Origin of the sequence: Kribbella sandramycini (assembly GCF_013131805.1) — a bacterium.
GTDB classification, from domain to species: domain Bacteria; phylum Actinomycetota; class Actinomycetes; order Propionibacteriales; family Kribbellaceae; genus Kribbella; species Kribbella sandramycini.
Genome location: NZ_JABJRC010000001.1, coordinates 899,114 through 920,896, shown reverse-complemented (window position 1 = coordinate 920,896; position 21,783 = coordinate 899,114). Strand labels below are relative to the sequence as shown.

At 67.6% G+C, this 21,783-nt stretch carries 19 protein-coding genes; 11 read left to right on the top strand and 8 right to left on the bottom strand.

The features are described 5' to 3' along the window. Positions 1-170: 170 nt before the first annotated feature. Both HPO96_RS04015 and HPO96_RS04010 read right to left on the bottom strand, forming a co-directional pair. Positions 171-638 (bottom strand): AAA family ATPase, encoded by a 468-nt coding sequence (locus HPO96_RS04015; RefSeq protein WP_171671082.1) that lies wholly within the window; start codon positions 636-638, stop codon positions 171-173. A 48-nt stretch (positions 639-686) separates the two neighbouring features. Continuing rightward, positions 687-3,116 (bottom strand): glycoside hydrolase family 20 zincin-like fold domain-containing protein, encoded by a 2,430-nt coding sequence (locus tag HPO96_RS04010; protein ID WP_171671080.1) that lies wholly within the window; start codon positions 3,114-3,116, stop codon positions 687-689. Between the two features lie 160 nt (positions 3,117-3,276). Here HPO96_RS04010 and HPO96_RS04005 point away from each other — a divergent pair, with 160 nt between their 5' ends. From HPO96_RS04005 to HPO96_RS03995, 3 genes are read left to right on the top strand one after another with little or no spacing between them, the layout of a single operon-like run. Further along, on the top strand, positions 3,277-4,179 hold the full coding sequence (locus HPO96_RS04005; protein ID WP_171671079.1) for an LLM class flavin-dependent oxidoreductase: 903 nt from the start codon (positions 3,277-3,279) through the stop codon (positions 4,177-4,179). Beyond that, the gene (locus HPO96_RS04000) at positions 4,176-5,153 is read left to right on the top strand and encodes an NADPH:quinone reductase (RefSeq protein ID WP_171671077.1); all 978 of its coding nucleotides are present in this window, start codon (positions 4,176-4,178) and stop codon (positions 5,151-5,153) included. Before HPO96_RS04005 ends, HPO96_RS04000 begins: the two co-directional genes overlap by 4 nt. 10 nt (positions 5,154-5,163) lie before the next feature. Continuing rightward, a complete protein-coding gene (locus tag HPO96_RS03995) occupies positions 5,164-6,072 on the top strand; it encodes an SLAC1 family transporter (RefSeq protein ID WP_202885482.1) in 909 nt (302 codons plus the stop codon). On the opposite strand, the gene HPO96_RS03990 is transcribed toward HPO96_RS03995, so the two are convergent. Both HPO96_RS03990 and HPO96_RS03985 read right to left on the bottom strand, forming a co-directional pair. Continuing rightward, the gene (locus HPO96_RS03990; protein ID WP_171671074.1) at positions 6,065-6,511 is read right to left on the bottom strand and encodes a MarR family winged helix-turn-helix transcriptional regulator; all 447 of its coding nucleotides are present in this window, start codon (positions 6,509-6,511) and stop codon (positions 6,065-6,067) included. The two genes, HPO96_RS03995 and HPO96_RS03990, sit on opposite strands and share 8 nt — an antisense overlap. Before the next feature lie 55 nt (positions 6,512-6,566). After that, positions 6,567-7,184 carry a hypothetical protein gene (locus tag HPO96_RS03985; protein ID WP_171671072.1) on the bottom strand — a complete coding sequence of 206 codons (618 nt, stop codon included), beginning with the start codon at positions 7,182-7,184 and terminating at the stop codon, positions 6,567-6,569. Between the two features lie 77 nt (positions 7,185-7,261). Between HPO96_RS03985 and HPO96_RS03980 the strand changes: the two genes are divergently transcribed. From HPO96_RS03980 to HPO96_RS03955, 6 genes are all read left to right on the top strand, one after another. Beyond that, the gene (locus tag HPO96_RS03980) at positions 7,262-8,260 is read left to right on the top strand and encodes a TerC/Alx family metal homeostasis membrane protein (RefSeq protein ID WP_202885481.1); all 999 of its coding nucleotides are present in this window, start codon (positions 7,262-7,264) and stop codon (positions 8,258-8,260) included. Between the two features lie 663 nt (positions 8,261-8,923). Beyond that, positions 8,924-9,922, top strand: a complete 999-nt coding sequence (locus tag HPO96_RS39505; protein WP_171671070.1) for an ABC transporter permease subunit — start codon at positions 8,924-8,926, stop codon at positions 9,920-9,922. Next, entirely contained in the window at positions 9,919-10,866 is a 948-nt protein-coding gene (locus HPO96_RS03970; RefSeq protein WP_238354689.1) for a carbohydrate ABC transporter permease, read from the top strand. The genes HPO96_RS39505 and HPO96_RS03970 overlap by 4 nt, the downstream gene beginning before the upstream one ends. Positions 10,867-10,912: 46 nt before the next feature. After that, positions 10,913-12,574, top strand: a complete 1,662-nt coding sequence (locus HPO96_RS03965) for a type 2 periplasmic-binding domain-containing protein (protein ID WP_171671068.1) — start codon at positions 10,913-10,915, stop codon at positions 12,572-12,574. Between the two features lie 6 nt (positions 12,575-12,580). Further along, positions 12,581-14,863: a glycoside hydrolase family 95 protein gene (locus HPO96_RS03960; RefSeq protein WP_171671067.1), complete on the top strand. Its 2,283-nt coding sequence runs from the start codon at positions 12,581-12,583 to the stop codon at positions 14,861-14,863. A gap of 32 nt (positions 14,864-14,895) precedes the next feature. Further along, positions 14,896-15,903 (top strand): ABC transporter substrate-binding protein, encoded by a 1,008-nt coding sequence (locus tag HPO96_RS03955; protein ID WP_171671065.1) that lies wholly within the window; start codon positions 14,896-14,898, stop codon positions 15,901-15,903. Between the two features lie 49 nt (positions 15,904-15,952). Here the strand turns inward: HPO96_RS03955 and HPO96_RS03950 are convergent, their stop codons facing one another. Then, complete coding sequence (locus HPO96_RS03950) at positions 15,953-16,564, bottom strand: hypothetical protein (protein WP_171671063.1); 612 nt, start codon at positions 16,562-16,564, stop codon at positions 15,953-15,955. 153 nt (positions 16,565-16,717) lie between these two features. On the opposite strand from HPO96_RS03950, the gene HPO96_RS03945 reads away from it, so the two are divergent. After that, positions 16,718-17,713 carry an endonuclease/exonuclease/phosphatase family protein gene (locus tag HPO96_RS03945; RefSeq protein ID WP_171671061.1) on the top strand — a complete coding sequence of 332 codons (996 nt, stop codon included), beginning with the start codon at positions 16,718-16,720 and terminating at the stop codon, positions 17,711-17,713. On the opposite strand, the gene HPO96_RS03940 is transcribed toward HPO96_RS03945, so the two are convergent. From HPO96_RS03940 to HPO96_RS03930, 3 genes are read right to left on the bottom strand one after another with little or no spacing between them, the layout of a single operon-like run. Beyond that, positions 17,702-18,343 carry a response regulator gene (locus HPO96_RS03940; RefSeq protein WP_171671060.1) on the bottom strand — a complete coding sequence of 214 codons (642 nt, stop codon included), beginning with the start codon at positions 18,341-18,343 and terminating at the stop codon, positions 17,702-17,704. The genes HPO96_RS03945 and HPO96_RS03940 overlap by 12 nt on opposite strands. After that, the gene (locus HPO96_RS03935; protein ID WP_202885480.1) at positions 18,336-19,454 is read right to left on the bottom strand and encodes a sensor histidine kinase; all 1,119 of its coding nucleotides are present in this window, start codon (positions 19,452-19,454) and stop codon (positions 18,336-18,338) included. Before HPO96_RS03935 ends, HPO96_RS03940 begins: the two co-directional genes overlap by 8 nt. Then, on the bottom strand, positions 19,451-19,936 hold the full coding sequence (locus HPO96_RS03930; RefSeq protein WP_171671058.1) for a hypothetical protein: 486 nt from the start codon (positions 19,934-19,936) through the stop codon (positions 19,451-19,453). Before HPO96_RS03930 ends, HPO96_RS03935 begins: the two co-directional genes overlap by 4 nt. Before the next feature lie 156 nt (positions 19,937-20,092). Between HPO96_RS03930 and HPO96_RS03925 the strand changes: the two genes are divergently transcribed. Further along, positions 20,093-21,775: a sodium:solute symporter family protein gene (locus tag HPO96_RS03925; RefSeq protein WP_202885671.1), complete on the top strand. Its 1,683-nt coding sequence runs from the start codon at positions 20,093-20,095 to the stop codon at positions 21,773-21,775. The last annotated feature ends 8 nt before the right edge of the window (positions 21,776-21,783 follow it).

The window sequence follows — 21,783 nt, the reverse complement described above, 5'->3', positions numbered from 1 at the left end:
CGCACAAGGTCCCCATGCGTTCCCGCAACAGAACCACGAAGCTTCACCGACAAGTCCGTACATCACACTCATGCGTTCCTCCAGGTCTAGGGGCGGTAAGACCTCAGACCCTCTTTGTACTCCTCCCAGCAAAAATCTCCCACCCCTCAACCGAAACAGAAACTTTTTGCCTAACTCCCGAGCCGGAGCGCTCGCTCATCGGACTCTGGCGGCTCGAAATCCAGCAGGTGCTGCTCGAACACCGCGTCGGAGACGTCCCGCCGGCCGCGGGTCAGCTGATTCGCCGCCCGGCGTTCCCGGACGGTCGTCTGGTCCACATCGACGTACAGCAAGGTGAAACGCGCGTCGGCGTCCGCCGCCAGCGCACGCCAGCGGTCCCGGAGGAACCTGCGGGAGCTGGTGTCGTCGACCAGTGCCGACCGGCCGGTCGTGAGCAACTCCCGGACCTCGGCCGCGGCGAGATCGTGGGTTCGCGCCCATTCCGCACCGGTCATCCCGTCGCCGCCCCACAGGCCGCGGCGGGCATTGATCTCGTCGAGGCTGACGATCTCGGCAGCCAGCCGCGGAGCGAGTGCCCTGGCGACGGTGCTCTTGCCGGCGAAGGTGGTGCCGCAGAGCAGCACGAGTCGAGCGCGCATGATTCAGGATCCAATCTGCCGGCTTGGGAGTTCGGCAAGGTGGTTTCGTCAGCTGGGGAGGGTGCCGGGCCAGTCGTCGGTTACTAGTTGGTTGGTGCGGGCGTTCCAGTAGCGGTGGCCGAGGGTGGCGGTGGGGGTTCGGTAGAAGGTGTGTTGTTGGTGGGGGGTGGCGTAGCCGGTGGGGTCGGTGGTGACGGTGTTGGGCGGGGTCCAGAGGTCGCGGGCGGGCGTGGTGGTTTGGGTGGGGGTGTAGTACCAGTGGGCCAGAGCGTTGGCGGGGGTGCGGGCGAAGACGTGCTGTTCGTCGCGCCAGACGTAGCCGACCGGGTCGCCGATGAGTTCGCCGGCCCAGTCTTCGGTGGTGATGGTGTTGGTGGACTGGTCCCAGTAGGTGTGGGCCAGGCGGTTGGCGGGGGTTCGGTAGTAGACGTGTTGCTGGTCGGCGTAGGCGAAGCCGGTGGGGGTGGAGGCGATGGTGTTGGGGCCGGTCCAGGTGTCGCGTTGGGGGGTGGTGGTCTGGCGTGGGGTGTACCACCAGTGCCGGAGCGAGCCGTCGGGGCCGCGGCCGAAGACGTGCTGCTCGTCGTTCCAGACGTAGGCGACCGGATTGCCTTCGAGGGCGCCTCCCCAGTCCTCGACGTGGATCTCGCCGGAGGAGCGGTCGTACGTCCGGTGGGTGAGTCCGCCGGCGGCGTTGCGGTAGAAGACGTGTTGCTGGTCGAAGTACGCGAGGGCCGCCGGCGCGGAGGTCAGCGAGCCCGGCCCAGCCAGCCAGTTGTCGAAGTGCGGCGCGTTTGCGTCACCCGGCGTCCACTGCCAATGCGCGAGCGAGCCGTCGGCGGCCCGGCCGAACGCATGATGCTCCTCGCCGTGCTGAAAGCCGATCGGCTGCCCCTGTAGTACAGGCCCGCCCCACCGGTCGCTCACCACTCCAGTGGCGTCGCTGTAAGACCAGTGCAGTACGCCGCCCGCCGCACCGGCCGCGACCAGCACATGCTGCTCCGCCCCCTTCACGAACGCCCGCCCACTCAACCCAGCCGTCTCACTCAACCACCCCTCGTTCCCCGGCGCATGCCCGAGCTGGGTGATCCGCGGGGCGAACTCGGCGTACGTCTTCACCGGCCGCACGGTGTCCCACGTACGCTGCGCGATGCTGCGCATCGGCGCGAAGATGTGCGCCGCGATCTCGGCGTCGGGCACCGGAGTGATGTCGTCGATCCATACGTGCAACTTCGCGCCGAGCAGACCGGCATGGTTGTCATCGACCTTGCTGCCATTGAAAGCCCCGACCCGAAAGTCCCGGTAGATCTCTTCCGGATCGAGCGCGAGGTCGCCGCCGACGTTGTAGTACAGCTGGTGGCGATGGCAGTTCTGCAGTTTGTAGCCCTGGGCAAGTAAATCCGCCGCGGGTACGCCGAAGTTCTCCCAGTGCTCGATGGTCACGCTCTGGTCGATCCGCACAACTGCGTTCGGGAACAGGTCGTCGTTCCAGATCCGCGCCCACTTGTCGTGCGCCCGGACGACCGCGTTCGCGTTGTTGACGAAGTCGTACACGAGGTCTCGCTCGGTCGCGTTGTCGCCGAACAGCTCGTGCGCGCGAGTGAGCAGCTCCGGGTAGTCGGCGTAGTCACCACGGTGCATGTACTCGTCTGCCCCTAGATGCCAGCTCGGTGTTGTGAAGGCGGGCAGCAACTCCGCAAGCTTCCGGCGGGCGAAATCGATGCCTTGCGGGCCTCTCAGGTCCAGGCTCTGTGGTCGCCCTGGGAGCTGCGGGTGGCCGGTGATGTTGGCCATGTGGCCGGGCATGTTGAGTTGGGGGACTACGGTGACGTGGTAGTGGGCGGCGTAGGCGGCGACTTTCTGCATGTCGGCGATCGAGGCTAGGGGGTAGCCGACGTAGAAGTAGAGCAGGTTGAGTTTCAGGTAGGCCATCTCGCGGATCCGCTCCTGCCACCAGCGCTCCGGCAGCGTGCGCAGTTCGTTCGCGATCAGCAGCCCGCGCTCGGGGTACGACGGCCAGTCGCGGATCGTTCCGCCGGGGATGGTGGTTGCCTTGCGCAACATCTGCAGTAGCGTCCGGGTGCCGTAGAAGCAGCCGCGTGCTGTCCGCGCCTCGATCCGGACGGCGTCGCCGACGATCAGCCGATAGCCCTCGTCGCCCAATGCCGCGTCGTTGACAAGAGTCAGGAACACGTCCCCGGAGGCAGGTGCGCCGGCCTGGACGACGAGCGGACGGCGGCCCGTCAGTGCGAGCAGGTCTTCGGCGACGGTCGACGTCGTCGCGCTCAACTCGGCCGAGTCAGCCACCAGTCGTGTCCCGGCGCCGTACTGGTACACGCCGCTCCCGGCGACCCACTCCCGCACTTGCGGGATGGTCACCGGCGGCGCACCGGCGACCGCGGCCGCGCTGTTAGGCCAGAGGTGAAAAGCAGCCCCGGCTCCGACGACTCCACCCAGTACTGCACGGCGAGAAATCATGGATTCAGCGTCGGCGGGCCGCGGCTGCCGCACCAACCGTTCGGGGCTGCTCGAAAGGCGCTTCGACGGCGGTGGAAGGGCCTGACATCCGGAGCTCTGCAACCTCCGATTGAATTGGTCAGGATTGGTGACTATCATAATTGGTGACTAAAGGAGCTCCATGACCGATCTGGTTCTCGGCGTCTCGATCGCACCGACGCTGAACATCGACCACGACCGCACGCTCGCGCTGACCGCCGAGCGCGCCGGCCTCGACCTGATCGGCATCCAGGACCATCCGTACGTCGCCGGCTACCTCGACGCGTTCACGCTGATCGCCGACCTGCTCGCGCGGACCGAACGCATCCACCTGTTCCCCGATGTCGCCAACCTCCCGCTCCGCCCGGCCCCGGGACTGGCCCGAGTGTCCAGCTCGCTGAGCCGCCTGTCCGGCGGCCGGTTCCAGCTCGGCCTCGGCGCCGGCGGCTACTGGGATGCGATCACCTCCATGGGCGTCGAGCGGCTGACCCCACGCCAGGCGCTCGCCGCGCAAGAAGAGGCCATCACCCTGATCCGCCGGCTCTGGCAGCCGAACGCCAAGGTGACCGCAGCGGGGGAGTGGTACGCCGTCACCGACCTGGCCGGCCAAGCGCCCGACTCAGCCGGCGTGGAGATCTGGCTCGGTTCGCAAGGCCCGCGCAGTCTGGCGCTGACCGGCCGGGTCGCCGACGGCTGGGCCGCGCCGATCCCGTCGTACCTTCCGTACGAGCGATGGGCCGAGAGCAACCGGATCATCGACCGCGCCGCGGTCGAGGCCGGCCGTGAACCGACCGCCGTCCGCCGGCTCGCTCAGCTCGTCGGCACCATCACCACCGCGCCCGGCAGCTCCGAGCTGACCGGTGCCGATCCCGTCCGGACCGACGCGAAGGGCTGGGTCGAGATCCTCACCCGGCTTGCCGAGGAGGACGGTTTCACCGGCTTCGTGCTCTGGCCCGAGCATGCGGACGACGACCAGATTTGCCGCTTCGGCGAACAGATTGCTCCCGTGATCCGGGAGCTCAGCTCAGAAGGAGAACGGCGATGAGAGCCGCCTGGTACGACAAGCAGGGCGCCGCCCGGGACGTGTTGCAGACCGGCGAGCTGCCGGCGCCGGAGCCCGCGCCGGGCGAGGTGCGGGTCCGGATCGAGCTGTCCGGTATCCATGTCGGCGATATCGGCAAGCGTCAGGGCTACTGGGGGTCCGTGATGACGTACCCGCGGGTGATCCCGCACGGCGACGGCGTCGGCGTCATCGATGCCGTCGGCAACGGAGTCGCCGCGGAGCGGATCGGCGAGCGGGTCTGGGTCTACCTGGCGCAGTCCTACCGGCCTGGCGGAACGGCCGCGGAGTACACGGTCGTTCCCGCCGATCGCGCCGTTGTCCTACCGGCGCAGATCGACGCCGCCCAGGCGGCCGGACTCGGCATCCCCGGGATCACCGGGCATCGCGCGATCATGGCCGGCGGCAGCGTTGCCGGTAGCAACGTCTTGGTCACCGGCGCCACCGGCGCGGTCGGGCGCGCGGCCCTGGCGACGGCCAGGCGCGGCGGCGCGACCGTCCTGGCCACGGTACGCCGCGCGGCCGAGCGCGACGCGGCCTTGAAACTCGGCGCACACCACGCCTTCATCGCCGGACCGGACCTACGCGACCAGATCGTCGACGCCGTCGGCGCAGAGGCGATCGACCTGGTCGCCGATCTCGCGTTCGACAAGAACATCGAGCTGGCCACCGACCTGCTCCGGTACGGCGGTTCGATCGCGACGTACGCGACCGGCGAGACCGAACCTGCCGTTCCGTTCTGGCAGCTCGCGTTCAAGAATGTCACCGTGCGCTTCCTCAGCAACGACGACTTCCCCGAGGCCGCGAACCAGGACGCGGCCCGCGACCTGACCGCTGCACTCACGGCCGGCGACCTGCACTACGACATCCGTGCGACCTACCCGCTCGACCAGATCGCGGCCGCGCACGAGGATGTCGAGCAGGGTTCCGGTACGTCGCGCGTCCTCGTCGAGATCTGAGGCGAGTCGAGTGCCCAAGATCCCGCCCAACACGTTCGGAGCGGCGTTCGGCCTGAGCGGTCTGGCCGGCGCGTGGTCCACCGCCGCGAACCACGGCCTCGTGCCGGGCGGGATCGGCCGGGCCCTGCTCGTCCTCGCCGCGGTCATCTGGCTGGTCACGCTGGTGGCCTACCTGATCGGCGGCTCCGTCCGAACCGATCTCGTCCATCCGATCTTCGCGCCGTTCGTCTCGCTCGCGGTGATCACACCGATCCTGCTGTCGGCCGGTCTGCACCCGTACGCGCCGTCCCTCAGCACGGTCCTGACGGACACCTTCATCGCGCTGGCCGTCGTCCACGGCGCTTGGTTCACCGGTCAGCTGATCTACGCCGAGTTCGCCATCGATCAGCTGCATCCGGGCTACTTCCTGCCGACCGTCGCCGGGGGCCTGGTCGCCGCGACCAGCGCCGCCCAGATCGGCCAACACGCGCTGGGCCGGGTGATGTTCGGGTACGGAATGGTCTGCTGGCTCGTTCTCGGGTCGATCATTCTGGCCCGGCTCTTCTTCCGGCCCGCGCTGCCGACGCTGTTGCTCCCGACGCTGGCGATCGAGGTCGCGCCGGCCGCGGTCGCCAGCCTGGCCTGGTTCGCGCTGAACGGCGGGGTGATCGACATGATGGCCCAGTTCCTGGCCGGGTACGGCGTCCTGATGGCGCTCGCGCAGCTGCGGTTGCTGCCGCTGTTCGTCCGGCTGAAGTTCTCGATCGGCTTCTGGGCGTTCACGTTCGCTTGGGCCGCGGTCGCGTCGGCGCTGCTGCACTGGGTGACGAACGACGTCCTGGCCTGGCTGATCCTGATCGCGATCACGGCGCTGGTCGGCGCGATCGCCGTCCGCTCGCTGATGGCGCTCGCGAAGGGGACGCTGTTCCCGGCTAAGTAGTGCTGCGCTGCGCTTCGACGACGAAGCGGAAGTCGGCGATGAAGCGGTCGTACACGGCCGGGCCGAGGGACTCGCGATGCCGTTCGCCGATCTCGGCCATGATCGCGTCGGCGGCCTGCATCTCGGCCTGTCCGCGCGCGGTCGGGACGACGAGTTTCGCGCGCCGGTCGGCCGGGTCGGGCCGGCGTTCGACGTACCCGAGCGCTTCGAGCTCGTCGAGATTCTTGCCGACCACCTGCTTGTGCTGACCCGAGAGCCGGGCGAGCTCGGTGGCCCGGATACCGTCGGCGCGCAGGTAGGCGAGGACGGCGCCGTGGCGGGGTGAGATGTCGTCGAAACCCGCGTGGTGCAGCCGCCGGAACAGCTCGCCCTGGACCGAGAAGAGCAGCCTGCCGGCCAGAACGCCCAAGTCGGACGACGCGTCCCTGCGCTCGGTCATGGCTGCCTCCTCACGTCTGTCGGATGGGGTGAAACCCTACAAGACCGGCCTACGGTCAGCGCCGGACCAACGCGCGCCCGAGCACCTCGCGCAGGTGCACCTCGACGAAGACCCGCAGGTACGGGTCCTTGGCCAGGCCTTCGAAGGACGCGGCGAGCGCGGCGTCGTACTCCTCGGTGAGCAGCACGATGCGCCACAGGTTCAGCGGGTCGTCCTCGTCGCCCGCGACGGAGTGCTCGACGTGGAAGAGCGGCTGCCCGGCGCCCGCCGTCACGACCCGGCCGTCCGGGGTCTCGAAGCGCTCGGCGCCGAGGAAGAACGCCCGCCGGTGCTGATGGTCGAGCCGGACGTGCTCGATGATCGTCGCGTACTGCTCCGGGTCGGCCCACAGGCGCTGGTCGGAGATACGGGTGAAGTCCTCGAGCTGACCGGTGTGGACGCTGGGGAACTTCTCCGCGCTCCCGGTCCGGACGACGGTCGGAATGTACTGGTCCGGGGCGGCGGCCTTCCGCGCCTCCATGTCCCAGAGTTGGGCGCCGGTGTAGCTGAACGGTGGGGTCACGTCGTACCGATCCCGCAGGACGTCGTTCACCCGGACGGCCGGCAACTCCACCGAGGTCGTGCCCGGCGCGCTCCAGGCCGCCGCGAAGACTGCTTCATGGTCAAGATTCATGACAGTCATTATAGGTGACTAATTCCATTGGTTGGCGATCTAGGCAGGTTTGCTGTATGCGGTATACGATCTTCTTCATGGTTTCTGTCATGTCCCCGCTGGTCTGGGTGCTCACGATCGTCGGCCTGCTCGCGATCGTCGCGTTCGACCTGATCGTGATCGCGCGGCGCAAACGCGCCGTGACGATCAAGGATGCGACCCGGTGGGTGCTGTTCTATGTCGGGCTGGCCGGGCTCTTCGCGGTCGGGCTGTTCCTGTTCAGTCCGAGCCAGACCGGTGGTGAGTTCGTCGCGGGGTACATCACCGAGTACAGCCTGAGTGTCGACAACCTGTTCGTCTTCGTCATCATCATGGCCCGGTTCGGTGTGCCGGCGCTCGCGCAGGACAAGGTGCTCTACATCGGCATCGTGGTCTCGATGCTGCTCCGCGCGGTCTTCATCCTGGCCGGCGCGGCCGCGATCTCGGCGGCCAGCTGGGTGTTCTACATCTTCGGCGCCTTCCTGGTCTACACCGCCGTCCGGCTGGCGATCGAGGGGGAGAATGACGACGAAGATTTTCAGGAGAACGCCGTCCTGCGCGGCATGCGCCGGTTGCTGCCGCTGGCACACGATTACGACGGCGCCAAGCTGACGACCCGCGTCGACGGCAAGCGGCTGCTGACGCCGCTGGTGATCGTGATCGCCGCGATCGGGATGGCGAACGTGATCTTCGCGCTCGACTCGATCCCGGCGATCTTCGGGCTCACCCAGGACGCCTACGTCGTGCTCACCGCCAACGCGTTCGCGCTGATGGGGCTGCGCCAGCTGTACTTCCTGATCGGCGGCCTGCTCGAACGGATCGTCTACCTGAACGTCGGCCTGTCGGTCATCCTCGCCTTCATCGGCGTCAAGCTGATCGTCGAGGCCCTGCACGGCTCGCATATCGACGACATCGGCGCGATCCACCTGCCGCACATCGGCATCATCACCTCACTCAGCTTCATCGCGGGCACCCTGTTCGTCACCACCGTCGCCAGCCTGATCAAGTCGTCGTACGACCGGCGCCAGGTGCCGGTCAAGCTCAAGATCGACGAGTAGGCGGACGCTCCTCACTCGCCAACTATGCAGAACCCGCCCGGCCCACGCTCAGCGTCGGCCGGGCGGAGGTGTTTCAGGTGAGTAGGTGAGTGCTGGCGGTCCGGCACCCGAAGTGCAGCGCCCCGGCGCGTCCGCTGCCGATTTACCCACCTGCCTACTCCGAACCGGAGTAGTATCGAAAGTGCCTGGCCCGGCCGTTCCCCCGTGATGGTCGGGTCAGGTCTTGTCTCGAACAGTCTCCGTTCGACGACCCCGCGGACACCGTCCGCGCCGCTCTCCGCCCCGCCGATCGGCAGCTCGGGTGGTTCAAGTCTTGACATAGTCGCGTGCGGGCGGTTGACTGCGACATAGTTCACAGAATCAATAAATTGTGGTGTGGTCCGGTGTCGGTGGCTCAGAGCGACCTCGGACTACCCCGTGATGTGGTGTCCAGGTCCGCCGGCGCAGCCGTCGGGCCATTCGGCGTTCTCGCCGTTAGTTGCTGAGGGCAACGCAGGATTTCCCTTGCCGGCAAGGGAAATCGATGGCTCGGTCAAGGTCGGGTATCGACACCGCCGGTGACTCTTCCGCTGTCCCGGGTTCTGTGTCATCCTCCCGGTGAGTGAGGTCCGAGATCCTATCGGATATCGGTTTCGCTCCGATCGGTGACGGAAAGGATGCGGAGTGAGTGCAACGTACGAGGTGAAACCGGCGCCGCCCGCGCCGGCCGCGGCGCCGGCGGTGCGCCGGGCGCCGATACCCCGGCCGAGCCGCTGGACCCAGGCGCGGCGCAGTCTGCGCAGGCACTGGCAGCTCTACCTGCTGGTGATCGTCCCGCTCGCGTACTTCGTGATCTTCAAGTACATCCCGATCAGCAACGCCGTCATCGCCTTCAAGAACTACTCCCCGGTGAAGGGCCCCTGGGGCAGCGACTGGGTCGGCTTCCGCAACTTCGAACTGTTCTTCCAGAACCCCGTGTTCTGGACCCTGGTGAAGAACACGTTCATCCTCGCCGCCTACACCGTCCTGGCCAGCTTCCCGATCCCGATCATCCTGGCCATCGCACTGAACGAGATCCGCAATGGCCGGTTCAAGAAGATCGTCCAGCTGGTGACGTACGCGCCGTACTTCATCTCGACCGTGGTCGTGGTCTCGATGACGATCCTGGTGCTGTCGCCGCGGCTGGGCTTCGTGAACGACGCGATCGGGTTGTTCGGCGTCCCTGCGGTCGACTTCCTCGGCAATCCGGACTACTTCCGGCACATCTACGTCTGGTCCGACGTCTGGCAGACGACCGGCTACTCGGCCGTCATCTATCTGGCCGCGCTGGCCGGGATCGACCCCGCGCTGCACGAGTCGGCCCGGATCGACGGCGCCAGCCGGTTGCAGCGGATCTGGAACGTCGACCTGCCCGGCATCATGCCGACCGCGGTGATCATCCTGGTCCTCGGCGTCGGCAACATCATGTCGATCGGTTTCGAGAAGGCCTTCCTGCTGCAGAACCCGCTGAACCAGGCGCAGTCCGAGATCATCGCGACCTACGTCTACAAGACCGGCCTGCTGAACGCCGACTTCAGCATGGCGACCGCGGTCGGGCTGTTCAACTCCGTCATCAATCTCGTCCTGCTGGTCGTCGTGAACTTCGTCGCCAAGCGGATCACCGGAAACGGACTCTGGTCATGACCATCACCATGCAGGGCTTCCGTCGTACGCCGAAGCCGGACACCTCGCAGCGGATGGCGATCGAGGAGACCCGGACCGACAAGATCTTCCTGGTCGGCGTCCGAATCATGCTCTGGATCGCGCTGATCGCGGTCGCCGTACCGATCATCTACATCATCGCGAACTCCTTCAGCAGCGCCTCGGCGGTGAGCGCCGGCCGCGTGCTGCTCTGGCCGGTCGAGCCGAGCCTGAAGGCGTACCAGACGGCCTTCGCCGACCCGCAGATCATGCAGGGCTACCTGAACTCGTTCATCTACGCGATCGGCGGCACGCTGATCAGCGTCACGCTGACGATTGCGATCGCGTACCCGCTGTCCCGTAAGACCTTCTTCGGCCGCAACGTGATCATGAGCATCCTGGTCTTCACGATGCTGTTCACCGGCGGCCTGATCCCGACCTACCTGGTGGTGCAGGACCTGGGGATGCTGAACACCCGGTGGGCGATGGTGATCCCGAGCGCGATCGGCGTCTGGCAGGTCATCATCGCGCGCACGTTCTTCCGCTCGACCATCCCGGACGAGCTCTACGAGGCGGCCACCATCGACGGCGCGAGCGATCTGCGCTTCCTCTGGTCGGTCGTCCTCCCGCTGTCCAAACCGGTGATCGCGGTGATCGCGCTGATGTACGCGATCTTCCAGTGGAACAGCTACTTCGATGCCCTGATCTACCTCAAGGATCCCGGTCTGTACCCGTTGCAGATCGTGCTCCGCAACGTCCTGATCCTGAACCAGGCGACCTCCGGCTCCACCACCCAGAACCTGGCCCAGCAGCTCGACCAGCAGCAACTGGCCAACGTCCTCAAGTACGCGCTCATCGTCATCTCGAGCCTGCCCGTACTGGTCATCTACCCCTTCGTCGCCCGCCACTTCACCAAGGGCGTGATGGTCGGCGCGGTCAAGGGCTAACCGCGCTCTATTGAGAGCAGGGCCCTTCTCAGAAAGGAACACAGCAATGCGCGTATCCGTGCGCAAACTGTCCGCGCTCGCCGCGGCCGGCTTGCTCGCCACCGTGGCGGCCTGCAGTTCGGACAAGTCCGACGGGGCGGCGAACGAGGTGAGCGCCGACGGCAAGGTCGTCATCGACACCTTCACCCCGGCCGACCAGAACACGAACATGGAGACCAACGCGGTCACCAAGATCATGAGCGACAAGTTCAAGATCCAGTTCCGCTGGCAGACCACCACGCTGGACGCCGGCCCGGCCAAGGAGAAGCGGCAGATCTCGCTGGCCAGCGGCGACTACCCGGACCTGTTCTTCCTGATCCCGTGGGTGGACGGCTTCACCCAGGCCGATGTGCTCAAACTCGGCCAGCAGGGCGTCGCCGTCCCGCTCGAGACGCTGATCAAGGAGAACGCCCCGAACATCCAGAAGTTCATCGACGAGAACAAGGACTACAAGCAGGAGGCGACCGCGCCGGACGGTCACATCTACGCCCTGCCGCAGTGGGCCGACTGCTACCACTGCAGCCGTCCGGACAAGCTCTGGATCAACTCGGCCTGGCTGAAGAAGCTGAACCTGCCGATGCCGAAGACCACCGAGGACCTGCGCAAGGTGCTGACGGCCTTCAAGACCCAGGACCCGAACGGCAACGGCAAGGCCGACGAGGTCCCGATGACCGCGGACATCCAGAACAGCGCGCTGATCCCGTACCTGATGAACGCGTTCGCCTACAACCCGGTCGGTGCGAACAACGGCGTCCGCTCGCTGCTCACGCTGAACGGCGACAAGGTGACTACGCCGGTGAACAGCCCGGAGTGGAAGGAAGGGCTGAAGTACATCGCCTCCCTTTACAAGGAAGGGCTGATCGACCAGGCGGCGTTCACGCAGAACGCGCAGGCGTTGCAGGCCCTGGGCAACGACCCGAAGGCCGTCCGGATCGGCTCCGGCCCGATGCTGCACCCGTACATCTTCGTCCAGTCCGACTCCAAGGACGGCCGGGACAAGCAGTACGACGCCGCCCCGCCGCTCACCGGCCCGGCCGGGAAGAGCTACACCGGCTACCAGTACCTGACATCGACCAACTACACGTTCCTGCTGACCAACAAGGCCAGCAAGGAGGCCCAGGTCGCGGCGATCAAGATGCTGGACTACATCTTCACCGATGAGGGCCAGATGATCGGCGGGATGGGCCCGGAGGGTGTCGGTTGGACCAAGCCCGGCCCTGGTGACGTCGCGCTGGACAAGGACACCAAGCCGCTCTACAAGCCGAAGTCGGACACTCCGAAGAACAGCAGCTGGGGTGCGCTGACGCAGTACCACAACGTGCTCGCCTACCGGAACGCGCAGGTCGTGCCGCTGGACATCTACTCCGGCGCCGGGTACGAGCGGCGGCTGTTCCAGGCCACCAAGCTGTACGAAGGTCACGAGGACAAGTCGCAGCTGTACCCGCAGGCCGTCGTCTGGCCGGACCCGAGTCTGAGCGGTGAGCTCGCGACGCTGCAGACCAACCTCGGTAGCTACGTGAACCAGAACCAGTTGGCGTTCATTACTGGGTCGAAGAACATCGACACCGAGTGGGACGCTTATGTGAAGGGGCTGGACAGCACGGGGATGACTCGGTACCTGGAGATCAACCAGCAGGCGTACGACAAGTACAAGTCGGGGAGCAAGTAGCACCTCATGTCGCATGAACTGTGGTTTCGCGCTCCTGCTCCGGACTGGTTCGAGGCGTTGCCGGTGGGTAACGGGCACCTCGGTGCGAAGGTGTTCGGGCGGGTGGGCGCGGAGCGGATCGCGCTGAATCTCGACGATGTGTGGTCCGGTGACGGGCCGCGGGAGTTGGGGGTCGCGGACGGGCCGGCGACGTTGGCCGACGTACGGCGGTTGTTGCTGCACGACGGCGACCAGCTGGCGGCGACGGAGCGGACGCGTGCCCTGCAAGGGCCGTTGGTCGAGTCGTACCAGCCGTTGGCCGATCTGTTGATCCGTACGGACGGGGAGGCCGGCGACTATCGCCGGCGCCTCGACCTGCGGACCGGGATCGTCAGTGTCGATCACACAGTGGATGGGACGCGGTTCCGGCGCGAGACCTATGTCTCCACGCCGGACCAGGTGTTGGTCTGGACTCTCACGGCCGATCGGCCGGGTGCGGTGAATCTCTCGCTGTCGTTGGATTCTCCGCACCCGGTCCGGCCGGTGGTCGATGGCGGGACGTACGGCGTGGTCGGTCACGCGCCGTCCGACCTGACGATCGAGTACCGGGAGAGCCCGGACCCGATCCGGTACGTCGACGGCCACGGCATCGGATTCGGGATCGCGCTGCGCGTGCTGTGCCACGGGGGCACCGCAGACGTCTCGACGGACGGCGTCGTCGTCCGCGGCGCCGACAGCGTGACCGTCGTCCTGGCCGCGGCCAGCACGTTCGCCGGGTGGTCGGTCCCGCCTGGCCGGGATCCGTTGGTCGCGTTGCGAGACGCGATCGACATCCTGGATGCGGTTGCTGAGGACAAGCTTCGGGATCGGCATCTCGACGACCATCGGCGGCTGTACGAACGCGCCGAGCTGCGGCTGGGTTCGGCGTCCGAGCTGCCCACCGACGAGCGGATCAAGGCGGTCGCTGCCGGAGGCAACGATCCCGATCTGGTCGCGCTCACCTTCAACTTCGGCCGCTACCTGCTGATCGCGTCATCGCGGCCCGGTACTCAAGCCGCCAATCTGCAGGGCATCTGGAACCAGGACCGCCGGCCGATGTGGGCCAGCGACTGGACCAACAACATCAACACCCAGATGAACTACTGGCCCGCGGATCTGACCGGGCTGAGCGAGTGCTTCGAGCCGCTCACCGACTTGCTCGAGAACCTCGCGGCGTCCGGGGCGAACACCGCGCGCGCCCTGTACGACGCACCCGGCTGGGTCTCGCATCACAACTCCGATCTCTGGGCCGCGACCTGGCCGGTCGGAGCGGGCGGGGACGATCCGGTTTGGGCGATGTGCGCGACCTGCGGGGTCTGGCTGACCGCGCATCTGATGGAGCACTACCGGTTCGGGCTCGATCTCGATTTCCTGCGTGACCGCGCGTACCCGGTCATCGCCGGCGCGGCCGAATTCGTGCTCGCGATGCTGGTCGAGGACGACGGCGGCCGGTTGCAGTTCATCCCTTCGACGGCGCCGGAGCATCACTTCGTGCTGCCGACGGGGGAGAAGGCATCGGTCGATCTGACATCGACGTACGACATCTGGCTGCTCCGGGAGTTGTTCGCGAACCTGGGTGAGGCGGAGGCGGCGCTCGGGTTGTCGTCGGAGCTGGCTGAGCGGGCGCGGACTGCGCGCGAGCGGTTGCCCGAGATCGGGATCACCGCGGACGGCCGCTTGCACGAGTGGCCGCACGACTGGACGCCGTCCGAGGTCAACCATCGGCATCAGTCGCATCTGTACGGGCTGCACCCGGGTGCGGAGATCGATCCGGTCCGGACGCCGGAGTGGGCCGAGGCGGCGCGGACGTCGTTGCTGGTGCGGACCGATGGCGCGACGAACGGCGGGTGGACGGCAGCCTGGCTGGTGGCGCTGTGGGCGCGGCTGTTCGAGGGGGAGCGGGCGGCGGCGGTGATCCAGGACTACCTGGCGCGGCTGGTCTCGGACAATCTGCTGCATCGCGACGGGGACATCTTCCAGATCGATGCGAACTTCGGAATGACGGGGTGCATCCCCGAATTGCTGATCCAGAGCCATACGGACGTCGTCCGGTTGCTGCCCGCGTTGCCGGCGGGCTGGCCGGACGGGTCCTTCCGCGGACTGCGGGCGCGCGGCGGGCTGGTCTTCGACGTCGAGTGGGCCGGCGGGCGGCTGACCGCGGCGACGGTCGTTGCCTCGCGCACCGGAACGCGCCGGATCGTCATGCCGGGCAGGGACATCGTTGTAAACCTGGTCGAAGGGGAGTCGGTGGACTTGGTTAGGTATGCCTAGCCAAAGTTGTTGTAAAGTCAACCTCTGTGAAGATGCGTAGCTCAATCGCTGTCGTGGCCGCCCTGCTGGTGCTCGCCGCGTGTGGTGGGAAGGACACCGGCAGTGCCGATACCGGCGTCGGTGACAAAGAGGTCGCGACCGGCGGGCGGTTGTTCAAGACCGCGGACGCCGAGACCGCGAAACTCGGGTCGGACGCGCAGCCGGGGGTGTTCCCGCGGACGGTGAAACACGCGCTCGGCGAGGCGAAGCTGGACAAGAAGCCCGAGAAGATCGTGGTGCTGGACAGCGGTGAGCTGGACGACGTGCTCGCGCTCGGCATCACCCCGGTCGGGATGGCGACCAACACCGGCCAGAACGGCGTCCCGTCGTACCTGGCGGACAAGGCGCAGGGGATCAAGACCGTCGGCGGGGTCAGCGACCTGAACCTGGAGGCGATCGCGAACCTGAAACCCGATCTGATCCTCGGCAGCAAGCTGCGCGCGAACGATCTGTTCGACAAGCTGAACGAGATCGCGCCGACGGTGATGAGTATCCGGCCCGGGTTCCCCTGGAAGGAGAACTTCCTGCTGGTCGCGGACGCGGTCGGCGAGGAGGACAAGGCGACCCAGATCCTGAACGACTACCAGAAGCGCGCCGACGAGGTGAAGGGCAAGGTCGAGGGCGCCCCGACCATCTCGCTGGTCCGCTTCCGCCCGGCCGAGATCCGGCTCTACGGCAACCTGTCGTTCATCGGCGTCATCCTGAAGGACGTCGGCCTGCCCCGGCCGAAGGTCCAGGACGTCCAGGAGCTCGCGGTCGAGGTCTCCGAGGAGAACATCGGCCAGGCCGACGGCGACTGGATCTTCTACTCCAGTTTCGGCCCGATCACCGGCACCGCCGAGTCCAAGGTCGTCAACGGCAACCTCTGGAAGGCCCTCCCCGCTGTCAAGGCCGGCCAGGCCGAACGCGTCAACGACGAGGTCTGGTTCCTCGGCCTCGGCCCCCTCGGCGCCATGGACACCCTGACCGACCTGGAAAAACTCCTGAGCAAGAAGAACTAGTAAGAGGTACTCCGAGACGGCGCTTCCCAGGTTGGGGGAGCGCCGTTTCTCAGTCGGGGACGTGGCCTCGGTCGGTGACGGGGATGTGGGGGGCGTGGCGGGCTACTGCGGCGACCAGTTCGTCGTAGGGAAGTGCGCGGCCGAGAATCTCGTGGGCGCCGGGCCAGGGGCGGGAGGGGCCCCAGGCTTTGGAGCTGTGGGGGAGGGTTTCGTCGTCGTGGAGGAGGACGACGAGGTAGGGCTCCCACCACTCGCTGTCGCCGGTGGGGCCGTGCCGCTCGACGCGGCAGATACCGCGGACGTCGGACCAGGGGACGGTGCGGGCGTGGTCGCCGCCGAGGTGGATGCCGCGGACGTCGATGGACAGCAGGACGTCGTCGGTATCGGCCTCCTGCCGCTCCTCCAGCGCGGTGATCGCGCCGATCAGCAGCAGGAACGGCATGCCGAGCGCGAAGATCAGCGGGCTGCCGCCCCAGGACAGCCAGATGGTCTCGAGCGGCTGGCGGATCGGGACGCCGCGGGTGAGCGCGACGACGACGCCGATCAGCGTGACGAGCACCTCCGCCGCGACCAGCAGCGCGCAGACGTAGAGCAAGGTCCGGGTGCTGCCGAGCCCGCGGCGTCTCACGACGAACGGCTCGGCCTGCGGCTCAGGCGGCATACCCCGCATTGTCGGCGCTGTCCGCCGAACGCACCAGAGCCTCTCACGAAGATCTAATCCGTTCGGCCGGATCGCTCGTCCCATCGGATGAAATCGCCGCTCGAACCCCCTTGCGGGCTTTGGCGCGACACGCATCTCCGCAACAATCGGGACATGTCCAGCCACACCGCCGTACGCACTCCGCCGAGGCCGCCGCAACGATCCGGGGCCCGTCGCGCCCGTTCGGGCGGGATGTGGCGGCGTGGCCGATTCATCGCGGTGCTGGCGATTCTCGCCGCGTGCGTGCTGGTCTTCCACCGCTGGGTGCCGAACGAGTTCGGCAACATGGGCAGCCTGCTCGACACCTTCCTGCCGTGGGTCGGCCTCGCCGTCCCGGTGCTGGGGTTGTTCGCGCTGGTACGGCGTTCCGCGGTGGCCGGGGTCGCGCTGCTGGTGCCCGCCTTGGTGTGGGGTTACATGTTCGCCGACCAGATCATCCCGAGCCGCAGCGGCGGCGCGCACGACCTCCGGGTCGTCTCGCAGAACGTGAATGCCGGCAACGCCGATCCGGCCCACACCGCGCAGCGCTTGCTCGCGCTGAAGGCCGACGTGCTGGCGCTCGAGGAGATCACCGCGGCGGACATGAAGATCTACAAGGCCGCATTCGCCGACGAGTACCCGTACCTGGTCGCCCGCGACACCGTCGCGCTCTGGTCGAAGTACCCGGTCGAGGAGAGCAAGTCGATCGACGTCGGCTTCGCCTGGACGCGCGCCCTGCGCGCCGAGGTGGACACCCCGGAGGGCAAGGTCGCGGTGTACGTCGCCCACCTGGCGTCGGTCCGGATCGACACCACCGGCTTCACCTCCGACCAGCGCAACCGGACGATCAAGTCGCTCGGCCGGCAGATCGCCGACGAGAAGCTGCTCGGCGTGATCGTGATGGGCGACTTCAACGGGACGGCGAACGATCGCAGCCTGGCCCCGTTGACGGCCGGCCTGCGCTCGGCCCAGGGCGCCTCGGGGAACGGCTTCGGTTTCACCTGGCCGGCCACCTTCCCGATGGCCCGGATCGACCACATCCTGGTCCGCGGCGTCACGCCCACCAAGGCCTGGGTCGGCGAGTCGACCGGTAGCGACCACCTCCCGGTCGTCGCCGAGCTACGAATCTGACGCGATCCCGTGCCGGTAGGCGTACCGGACCGCCTCCGCGCGGTGCCTGGCGCCGATCTTGGCGAACGTGTTGTTGATATGGGTTTTCACGGTCGCCTCCCCGATGAACAACCGCGCCGCGATCTCCGGGTTGCTCAGCCCCTGCGCGATCAGCCGCAGTACTTCGGTCTCCCGCGCGGTGAGCCCGTCGTCCGCCGGCCCCTCGGGCGCCAGCCCGGCGACCAGCCGCCGGGTCACCTCGGGATCGAACGTCGACTGCCCGGCCATCGTGGCGCGCAGCGCGGCCCCGATCTCGGCGCGGCCGGCGTCCTTGGTCAGGTAACCGCGCGCCCCGGCCCGTAACGCGGTCGCGATCGAGGTGTCGTCGGCGTACGTCGTCAGCACCAGGACGGCGACCGCCGGGTACTCGGCCGTGATCCGGGCGGTCGCACCGGCGCCGTCCAGGACCGGCATCCTCAGATCCATCAGCACGATGTCGACGTTGCCCTGCGCAACGAGTTCGACCGTCTCGGCCCCGTTCGCGGCCGCGCCGGTGACCTCGACGTCCGCGAGCAGCCCGAGCAGCGCGACCAGGCCTTCGCGGACGACCTGCTGGTCGTCGGCGACGATCACGCGGATCGGCTCACTCATCAGGTACCTCCGCGACCACCAGCCAGTCGTCCCCATCCGGGCCTGCCGTCAGCGTGCCACCGACCAGGGCCAGCCGCTCGCGCATCCCGGCGAGCCCGAACCCCGCGCCGTCCGTCGGGCCCGCGTTCCGCACCCGCAGCCGGACGCCGCCTGAGTACCTGAGCTCGATGTCGACCGGCTGTCCGGGCGCGTGCTTGCCCGCGTTGGTGAGCGCTTCGCGGGCCGCGCTGAGCAGGGCGACGGTCGCGCCGGGCTCGCGTCTGCTCGGCGTCCCATCGATGGTCAGACGGACGGCGACGCCGTGGTCGGCTTGGTGTTGTTCGGCCAGCTTGCGCAGGGTCGCGGCCAGCTCCGGTACGTCGTCCGATCGCAACGCGGCCACGGCATTCCGGGCCTCGGCCAGCCCTTGGACGGCGAGCCGCCGCGACCGGCGGACGCGCTCCAGGGCCCCGTCGACGTCGCGGCGTTCGGTCAGCAGCCCCTCGGCCACTTCAAGTTGCACGCTGAGCCCGCCGAGCGAGTGGGCGAGGACGTCGTGCAGGTCGCGCGCGATCCGGCCGCGCTCCTCCAGCCGCGCCGCCCGCGCCTGCTCGCGCTGCGTCCGCTCGAGCTGGATCTCGTACTGCCGCCGGTTCACCCCGAACGCGAGCAGGATCGCGGCCCACATCACCTGCGTCAGGAACCAGAGGCCGCTGCGCTCGAACCACCATGCCGACGCCCCGAACCCGGCCACCACTCCGATGCTGACAGCAACAATCACCCGGATCCCGGACCGCCGGAGATCCACCACCACAACGCTCGTGAGCGAGACCAGCACCAGGACCAGGGCGTTCGAGTCCCGCACGCCGGCCAGCAACGCTCCGCCGACCGCGACGGTCCCGAGCAGGACGAGCGCAACCCGCGGCCGCAGCCGCATCAGCAGGATGCCGCTCAAGAACGTCACCAGCGCCGCGCCGAGCACGATCCACACCCGGGAGTCCGCGGGGCGAGAGGTGGCGAGCACCCCGATCGCCACCGCGGCCGTCATCACCCGCCCGAGCGACCCGCTGTCCCCGAGCGTCCAGCGCCGCCGGCCTGCTGCGCTCCGGCCGGGCTCTTTCGAGTCGCTCAACTGGTGCTGTACTCCTCGGCTCGGTGGTGTGCTCTGGACTGGATGACGGTCGACTGGGTCAGGAGGTTCGCGCCCAGACTCAGCAACAGCGCACCGCCGCCGACACTCGCGGCCCCCACCAGATGACCGAGGCCGGCCAGGCCGAGGCGGACGACCAGATAGGCCACCATGATGCCGAGTCCGGGCAGGCCGAGCCGGTAGAACACCTTCCCGGCGCGTCGCTCCACCTGCGCGACGCGGCCGGCCAGGAATCCGGCGGCCAGGGCGACGCCGACGCCGGCGATCAGCAGCGTCAGGTCGATCGGGCCGAGCCCGAGATGTTTGCCGTACAGCTGGTAGACACCGACGCCCATCAGGATCAGCGGCCCGCGCCAGACGTCGGCGTCCGAGTTCTCCAGCTCCGACCACCGCAGCCGGCGGACGACCACCGCGGCCACGATCGCGACGACGACGAGAGCGTTGGGAAGGGTTCCGAAAGACATGCTTCGACGCTAAATGGGCACTGCCCACTCGCAGGACCGTCCTGGGGTGGAGATCCGGGTGGAGACGCGGGTCGCCCTTCTGGGTTGTTGAAAGCAGGAGTAACGTTCCAGAGCGGTACCACCACGCTGCGTCACATAGAACCCGGAGGGCCGATGCTGCCACAAGACTCCGTCCTGAGACTCGACGCCCAGGCGATCGACTACATCATCATCGCGACGTACTTCGTCTTCGTGCTCGGAATCGGGTACCTGGCCAAACGCGCCGTCTCCAACAGCCTGGACTTCTTCCTCTCCGGGCGCTCGCTGCCCGCCTGGGTGACCGGGCTGGCGTTCATCTCGGCCAACCTCGGCGCGATCGAGATCATGGGGATGTCCGCGAACGGCGCCCAGTACGGGATGCCGACCGTGCACTACTTCTGGATCGGCGCCGTCCCCGCGATGCTGTTCCTCGGCGTCGTGATGATGCCGTTCTACTACGGCTCCAAGGTCCGCAGCGTGCCGGAGTTCATGTTGCGCCGGTTCGGCAAACCCGCGCACCTGGTGAACGCGATCAGCTTCGCCGTCGCGCAGGTGCTGATCGCGGGGGTGAACCTGTTCCTGCTGGCGACGATCGTGAACGTGCTGCTGGGCTGGCCGATCTGGGTCTCGGTGATCGTCGCGGCCGTGATCGTGCTCAGCTACATCACGCTCGGCGGCCTGTCCGCGGCGATCTACAACGAGGTGCTGCAGTTCTTCGTGATCGTCGCCGCGCTGCTCCCGCTGACGCTGGTCGGCCTGCACAAGGTCGGCGGCTGGCAGGGGCTGGTCGACAAGATCAGCGCCGGAACCGGCGGCCCGGAGCAACTGAGTGCCTGGCCGGGCAACGAGTTGAGCGGCTTCAACAGCAGCTTCCTCTCGGTGGTCGGGCTCGTCTTCGGTCTCGGTTTCGTGCTCTCGTTCGGCTACTGGACGACGAACTTCGTCGAGGTCCAGCGCGCGATGGCCTCGAAGAACATGTCGGCGGCCCGGCGGACGCCGATCATCGGCTCGTTCCCGAAGATGTTCATCCCGTTCATCGTCATCATCCCGGGCATGATCGCGGCGGTCGCCGTCCCGGAGTTGCAGCAGTACAAGGCGAACGGCGGCAGCGGTGGCGAGGTGACCTACAACGACGCGCTGCTGCTGCTGATGCGCGACCTGCTGCCGAACGGCATGCTCGGCCTGGCGATCACCGGCCTGCTGGCCTCGTTCATGGCCGGTATGGCGGCCAACCTGAGCTCGTTCAACACGGTGATGACCTACGACCTGCTCGAGCGGTACGTGATCAAGGACCGCAGTGACGAGTTCTACCTGAAGACCGGCCGCTGGGTCACGGTCGGCGGCACGATCGTCGCGATCGGCACGGCCGCGATCGCCTCCGGTTACAGCAACCTGATGGACTACCTGCAGCAGCTGTTCTCGTTCTTCAACGCGCCGCTGTTCGCCACGTTCATCCTCGGTATGTTCTGGAAGCGGATGACCGCCGCGGCCGGCTGGATCGGTCTGGTCAGCGGTACGGCGACCGCCGTCCTCGTCTTCGTGCTGTCCGAGACCGGCGTCATCGACCTGCCGGGTCAGGGCGCCAGCTTCGTCGGCGCGGGCGCGGCGTTCGTGGTGGACATCCTGGTCAGCGTGCTGGTGAGCTCGATGACGCGGGCCAAACAGGAGTCCGAGCTGGTCGGGCTGGTGTACTCGCTGACGCCGAAGGAGCAGCGCACCGAGGCGGCCGGCGAAGGTGACCACGGCTGGTACCGCAAGCCGGTGCTGCTGGCCGGGATCTCGCTCGGTCTGGTCGTCGTCCTGAACATCGTCTTCGGCTGAGGGGATCG

What these genes read in the sequence shown, in the direction of transcription:
- HPO96_RS04015 (WP_171671082.1), bottom strand. Translation starts at nt 638, where the DNA reads ATGCGCGCTCGACTCGTGCTGCTCTGCGGCACCACCTTCGCCGGCAAG.
- HPO96_RS04010 (WP_171671080.1), bottom strand. Translation starts at nt 3,116, where the DNA reads ATGATTTCTCGCCGTGCAGTACTGGGTGGAGTCGTCGGAGCCGGGGCT.
- HPO96_RS04005 (WP_171671079.1), top strand. Translation starts at nt 3,277, where the DNA reads ATGACCGATCTGGTTCTCGGCGTCTCGATCGCACCGACGCTGAACATC.
- HPO96_RS04000 (WP_171671077.1), top strand. Translation starts at nt 4,176, where the DNA reads ATGAGAGCCGCCTGGTACGACAAGCAGGGCGCCGCCCGGGACGTGTTG.
- HPO96_RS03990 (WP_171671074.1), bottom strand. Translation starts at nt 6,511, where the DNA reads ATGACCGAGCGCAGGGACGCGTCGTCCGACTTGGGCGTTCTGGCCGGC.
- HPO96_RS03985 (WP_171671072.1), bottom strand. Translation starts at nt 7,184, where the DNA reads ATGAATCTTGACCATGAAGCAGTCTTCGCGGCGGCCTGGAGCGCGCCG.
- HPO96_RS03980 (WP_202885481.1), top strand. Translation starts at nt 7,262, where the DNA reads ATGGTTTCTGTCATGTCCCCGCTGGTCTGGGTGCTCACGATCGTCGGC.
- HPO96_RS03970 (WP_238354689.1), top strand. Translation starts at nt 9,919, where the DNA reads ATGACCATCACCATGCAGGGCTTCCGTCGTACGCCGAAGCCGGACACC.
- HPO96_RS03965 (WP_171671068.1), top strand. Translation starts at nt 10,913, where the DNA reads ATGCGCGTATCCGTGCGCAAACTGTCCGCGCTCGCCGCGGCCGGCTTG.
- HPO96_RS03960 (WP_171671067.1), top strand. Translation starts at nt 12,581, where the DNA reads ATGTCGCATGAACTGTGGTTTCGCGCTCCTGCTCCGGACTGGTTCGAG.
- HPO96_RS03955 (WP_171671065.1), top strand. Translation starts at nt 14,896, where the DNA reads ATGCGTAGCTCAATCGCTGTCGTGGCCGCCCTGCTGGTGCTCGCCGCG.
- HPO96_RS03950 (WP_171671063.1), bottom strand. Translation starts at nt 16,564, where the DNA reads ATGCCGCCTGAGCCGCAGGCCGAGCCGTTCGTCGTGAGACGCCGCGGG.
- HPO96_RS03945 (WP_171671061.1), top strand. Translation starts at nt 16,718, where the DNA reads ATGTCCAGCCACACCGCCGTACGCACTCCGCCGAGGCCGCCGCAACGA.
- HPO96_RS03940 (WP_171671060.1), bottom strand. Translation starts at nt 18,343, where the DNA reads ATGAGTGAGCCGATCCGCGTGATCGTCGCCGACGACCAGCAGGTCGTC.
- HPO96_RS03930 (WP_171671058.1), bottom strand. Translation starts at nt 19,936, where the DNA reads ATGTCTTTCGGAACCCTTCCCAACGCTCTCGTCGTCGTCGCGATCGTG.